Source organism: Chloroflexota bacterium (genome assembly GCA_018829775.1).
Taxonomy (GTDB): Bacteria; Chloroflexota; Dehalococcoidia; order Dehalococcoidales; family RBG-16-60-22; genus E44-bin89.
Map to the genome: position 1 here is coordinate 1 of JAHJTL010000080.1, position 4596 is coordinate 4596.

General features: G+C 50.7%; 5 protein-coding genes. 1 reads left to right on the plus strand and 4 read right to left on the minus strand.

Going from position 1 to position 4596, the window contains the following annotated elements; translation table 11 throughout:
* Positions 1-680, plus strand: a 680-nt coding sequence (locus KKD83_08025) for a reductive dehalogenase (protein ID MBU2536091.1), incomplete at its 5' end; no start/stop codon positions are given.
* A 97-nt stretch (positions 681-777) separates the two neighbouring features.
* Here the strand turns inward: KKD83_08025 and KKD83_08030 are convergent.
* The 4 genes from KKD83_08030 to KKD83_08045 all read right to left on the minus strand — a co-directional run.
* Complete coding sequence (locus KKD83_08030) at positions 778-1746, minus strand: hypothetical protein (GenBank protein MBU2536092.1); 969 nt, start codon at positions 1744-1746, stop codon at positions 778-780.
* A 33-nt stretch (positions 1747-1779) separates the two neighbouring features.
* Positions 1780-3126: an aspartate aminotransferase family protein gene (locus KKD83_08035; protein MBU2536093.1), complete on the minus strand. Its 1347-nt coding sequence runs from the start codon at positions 3124-3126 to the stop codon at positions 1780-1782.
* Between the two features lie 42 nt (positions 3127-3168).
* Positions 3169-4332 carry a UxaA family hydrolase gene (locus KKD83_08040; protein ID MBU2536094.1) on the minus strand — a complete coding sequence of 388 codons (1164 nt, stop codon included), beginning with the start codon at positions 4330-4332 and terminating at the stop codon, positions 3169-3171.
* Between the two features lie 13 nt (positions 4333-4345).
* Positions 4346-4596: UxaA family hydrolase (locus KKD83_08045; protein ID MBU2536095.1), on the minus strand; the 251-nt coding region annotated here is incomplete at its 5' end.

The following is a 4596-nucleotide window of genomic DNA, read 5'->3' on the forward strand; positions in this document are numbered from 1 at the left end:
CAGAATTGCCATCATGGGCCAAATATGCAGTTGTGATGGCTATTGCCATGGACTATCAGCGGTTAAGGAGGAGCCCGGCCGTAGAAGGCGGTACGGATTTAGCCTATTCCCAGATGGCATTCACGGCCGCGTCCCTGGCGACATATATCCGCAAGCTGGGTTATCATGCTATCCCCTGCGGTAATGATATGGCGCTAAGTATTCCTCTGGCGGTAGACGCCGGACTGGGGGAGCTAGGCAGAAACGGCCTGCTCATAACGGAGCAATTCGGACCACGGGTGAGAATATGCAAAGTATTCACCGAACTCCCCCTTGAAACGGATTCGCCAGTAGACATAGGCGTACAGCATTTTTGTGAGAGATGTAAAATCTGTGCTGATTCATGCCCCAGCAAAGCAATCGTGTCTGGCGACAGGACCGATAAAGCCTGGGACAATTCAAATAGCGTCAATGTACTTAAATGGCCGGTAAAAGCAATAAATTGCCTGACCTACTGGTTAAAGAATAGAGCGGATTGCGCCGTCTGCCTTCGCACCTGTCCATTTAACAAACCGGATGGGATGCTTCATACCGTCGTCAGGAAAACTATAGAGAAAACCTCTGCGTTTGACCGATTTTTCATCAGAATGGACAAGGTATTCAGATACGGTGAACAGGCCCTCACCGAACTGGACGACTGAAATCCAAGGCGGGAAGGAAAAGCAGTTTCTTATAAATACCAGGCTCTTTGGTCCCTGATTGACAGTCCCTGCTTCCAGTAAGGCAAGGGTAAGCCGGTTAAGGCAGTACCTCGGGGTTTAATATATTCTCTGGGCGACCAGAAAAGAAAGCCGCTACATTGTCCACAGCAATTTTCAGGATGTTGCCCTGAGCCCTGGCGGTGTTTGCGGCGACATGGGGAGTCAGCACGGCATTTTCTATGCTCAGGAAGGGGTCATCAGGCCTAATTGGCTCTTCATCATGAACATCCAGGCCTGCTGTAGTCAGTCTCCCTTCCCGAAGCAATTCAGCTAAAGCCAAGTTATCAACCAGTTCGGCCCGGGCGGTATTCACGAAGATGGCACCGCGTTTCATGGATTCCAGCAGGTTTCTGGTAATCATCTTCTCCGTTTCCGGTTTATGCGTCACGTGCAGGGTGACTATGTCCGATTGCCGGAAAAGCTCCTTTAACGTAACGAACTCCACGCCATGCTTGCGCGCCCGTTCCCTGGTGGGGTGTTGCGTCCAGCACAGGACACGCATACCAAATGCCTGGGCCAGACGTGCAACCTCCGCTCCTATACCTCCCAAGCCGACAACACCTAATATCTTGCCCCAGAACTCAGCGGTGAAGTCCCCTTTTTCATATATTCCCTGGTGCATCTGGCTGTTGAAATGCACGATGCGCTTGGCGCAGCAGAGTATAAGGGCCATTGCGTGTGCGGCGACCTCCTCATCCGCATAGTGAGGAGTATTGGTTACGGCGATACCCCTTCTGGTGGCCAGGGACAGGTCTAAAAATTTTCGAGGGTCTGCGCCTAAAAAGGAAATAATCTGCAGCTTCTGACAGGACTCGATTACCTCCGAAGGCATGTCCCAGTTTAAAATGATTCCGTCGGCATCTTTAACTCGCTGCAAATAGCCCTGTGATGTCTCCGCGCGGTCATTGAACCAGACGAACGACCCCAACGCCTCGAGCTTTTTTTCTGACTCGGGCATCAACAAATCCCGTATCTCGGCTGTCCCATCAGGACACACAATTTTCATCGAATGGCATCTCTCTGGTCGAATTGTCAACTGCTATTTGGGCTTAAGCCCCGCTACCAATGGTTTTATAATATCAAGGACTTTGTCTGCCTCCTCAATAGTGATGACACAGGGCGGACAGATGAACATCCTGTTTCCCCGCCAGCCGATAACCCGGGTAAAAATGCCCGCATCAAACAGGTCCTGCCAGAATTTGTCTTTCGTCTGCTGGTCAATTGGCTCTTTGGTATTTTTATCGGTAACCAGTTCAAGCGCTTGAAAAACACCGCGGCCATCAGCATATGCGACGCAGGGTAGCGGTACAAACTCAGCTTCGAGGCGTTGCTTGATATGCTTGCCCACTCTGGCAGCATTTTCAACAACATTATCTCTCACATAGATATCCAGAGCAGCGGAGGAGGCCGCTGCGGCGATGGGGTGTCCGCTGTAGGTAAAGCCGTGCGCCAGCATGTTGTCCTTTAGCACGTCGTAAACCTTATCACTGAGAGCTAACGCGGCAAAAGGCAACGTCGAGTTGACAATCCCCTTGGCCATGGTCATCATGTCGCCTTTGATGCCCCAGTGCTCGCAGGCAAACATTTTACCCGTCCTGGCAAAACCGGACATAATTTCATCAACGATAAGCAGAATATCATATTTTCTGCATAGCTCTGCCACCTGGGGCCACCATTTGGGTGGCGGTTCAATCATGCCCGCCGCCCCCATTATCGGTTCCGCAATAAAAGCGGCGATACTCTCCGGCCCTTCCGCTTGAATTACCGACTCCAGGTAATCGACGCTTGCCTGGCCACAGTCGGGGACATCCCCGAACATACAGCGGTAGCTATACGGCGGGGCCACGTGGATAAAGCCCGGGGATACCGGCCCAAATGGGTTCTGGTTGGCGCCACGGCCCAGGCCAGTCACATTCGTCGATATCCCGGCCGAACCATGATAAGAAGCGTAAAGACTGATGATTTTATATTTACCGGCCAGTCCTTTCCGGCTCCAGTAGAAACGGGCCAGCTTAACTGCAGAATCTACGGCCTCGGCACCGCCCGAGGTAAAGTGAAAGTGATTCAGGTCTCCCGGCGTTAGTTTAGCCAGTTTCTCGCTCACTTCGATGATGTATGGATTGGTAATACCGAAGAAAGTGGTAACGAAGTCTATCTCATTCAGGGCTTTCATTATGGCGTCGATGATTTCCTGTCGCCGGTGGCCTAAATTGACGCATATCAGCTGCGACGAAAGGTCGATATACTCTTTGCCTTCGGTATCATAAAGGTATATGCCATGGGCTTTTTCCATTACTATACCCATGTTCCGGCCGACAGTGTACATACCGTGCACCACTTTTTCGGCATCGGATTTGAGGAGTTCCTGTGTTCTTTTGCTTACCATCTCTGCTCTCCTTACTTTAGATTAACTATACCAATGACTTATCTATGTCATGGGAACTATGGTCCACAGGTCACAGGCACCAACATAACCAATGAGTTCATTCTGCGTCTTCCTGCCTGACGCGACCTCCAGTATCAGGTCAAACAACTCTTTTCCCACGCTTCTAGCATCAGTAATGGTTTTCTCAATATCTACCAAATAATCCAGAATGTCAAAATATTTTTCGAAGTGCTCCTTCTTGGCCGTTATTTTTATGACGGGCACAAAAGGGAATCCATATGGGACGGCGCACTCGGTTGAATACGTAATGACATTACATCCGGCTGCGGCCAGTCCGGTTAATGATGGCAGGTCATGGCCCGGGGTGTCAATGAAAAACAAACCTTTACCCTTGGGGACCTCCCCGTACCCCACAACCTCCATTAAGGGTTTTGTCCCACCCTTACGGACGTCACCTACCGACTTTTCCTCAATGGAACTCAATCCTTCCTCGATATTTTGGGGGTCAGGATTCGAGCCGAAGAGGTCGTAGCCACTGGCCATAAGCCTTTCCTCATAGTCGCGGACTACCTTCAGCATTTTCCGTTTTACTTCGTTATTCACCGCCCTTGCGGCGATAACATGTTCCGCTCCGATGACCTCCGGTGTTTCACTGAAACCGCCGCTACCTCCATTCTCGATAACAAAATCAAGTGCCGTACCCTGAGCAGCGTTGGTTACCAGGCCCGAGATAGGTGTTGAGCCACCGCACTCCACCCCGTGCCGCAAAAATGATACAGGCACAGGTTCCCTAGTCATTCGGGAGGCATCGCTGGCCATTTTCTGCGCGATGTTCATACCCCGGGAGATAGCAGCGCGGACACCGCCCGGCTGATGGAGCATGCATACATCAACCGGTTTGCCCGATTCAGCAATTCCATTGGCAATGATATTCGGGTCAATACCCGGGTTTTCACAACCGGCGCTCACCACAAGCACACCAGCCAGATTGGGATTCTTGCCAAGATTAATAAGCGTGCGAGTTATCACTTCTTTATCGGGGGAAACCAGAGAGCAGTTTTCCCTGTGGGTAAAAGGGACACAGCCATCTACCTCTTTCGCAATCCAGTTGGCCGCATCCGATGTGCAGACCCCGTTTGATATGATGCCTATATTGTTACGTGTCCCTGCCAGACCACCTTTTCTGGAATAACCTAAAAATTCCATCTACCCTCCCTGCTTAATTTACTTTCAGCCGAAGACCGGTCATATTATGTGTGTGGACATGCTGGCCCTGGGCAATATCTTGAGTGGCTTTCCCGATAAGCACACCGTCTTTTATTATCTCCTGACCGGAATCTATTGGTGTAACACTGAATTTATGTTGATAAGGAATGGGCTCAGCCAATTTGACCCGGACCTCTCGACCATATATCTTCACTTCTGCCCCCGGTTTAAGGTCCACCAATGCGACACCGATATTATCTCCGG

Excerpts from the sequence above, each read along its gene's own strand:
- KKD83_08035 (MBU2536093.1), bottom strand. The coding sequence starts at position 3,126 with ATGGTAAGCAAAAGAACACAGGAACTCCTCAAATCCGATGCCGAAAAA.
- KKD83_08040 (MBU2536094.1), bottom strand. The coding sequence starts at position 4,332 with ATGGAATTTTTAGGTTATTCCAGAAAAGGTGGTCTGGCAGGGACACGT.
- KKD83_08030 (MBU2536092.1), bottom strand. The coding sequence starts at position 1,746 with ATGAAAATTGTGTGTCCTGATGGGACAGCCGAGATACGGGATTTGTTG.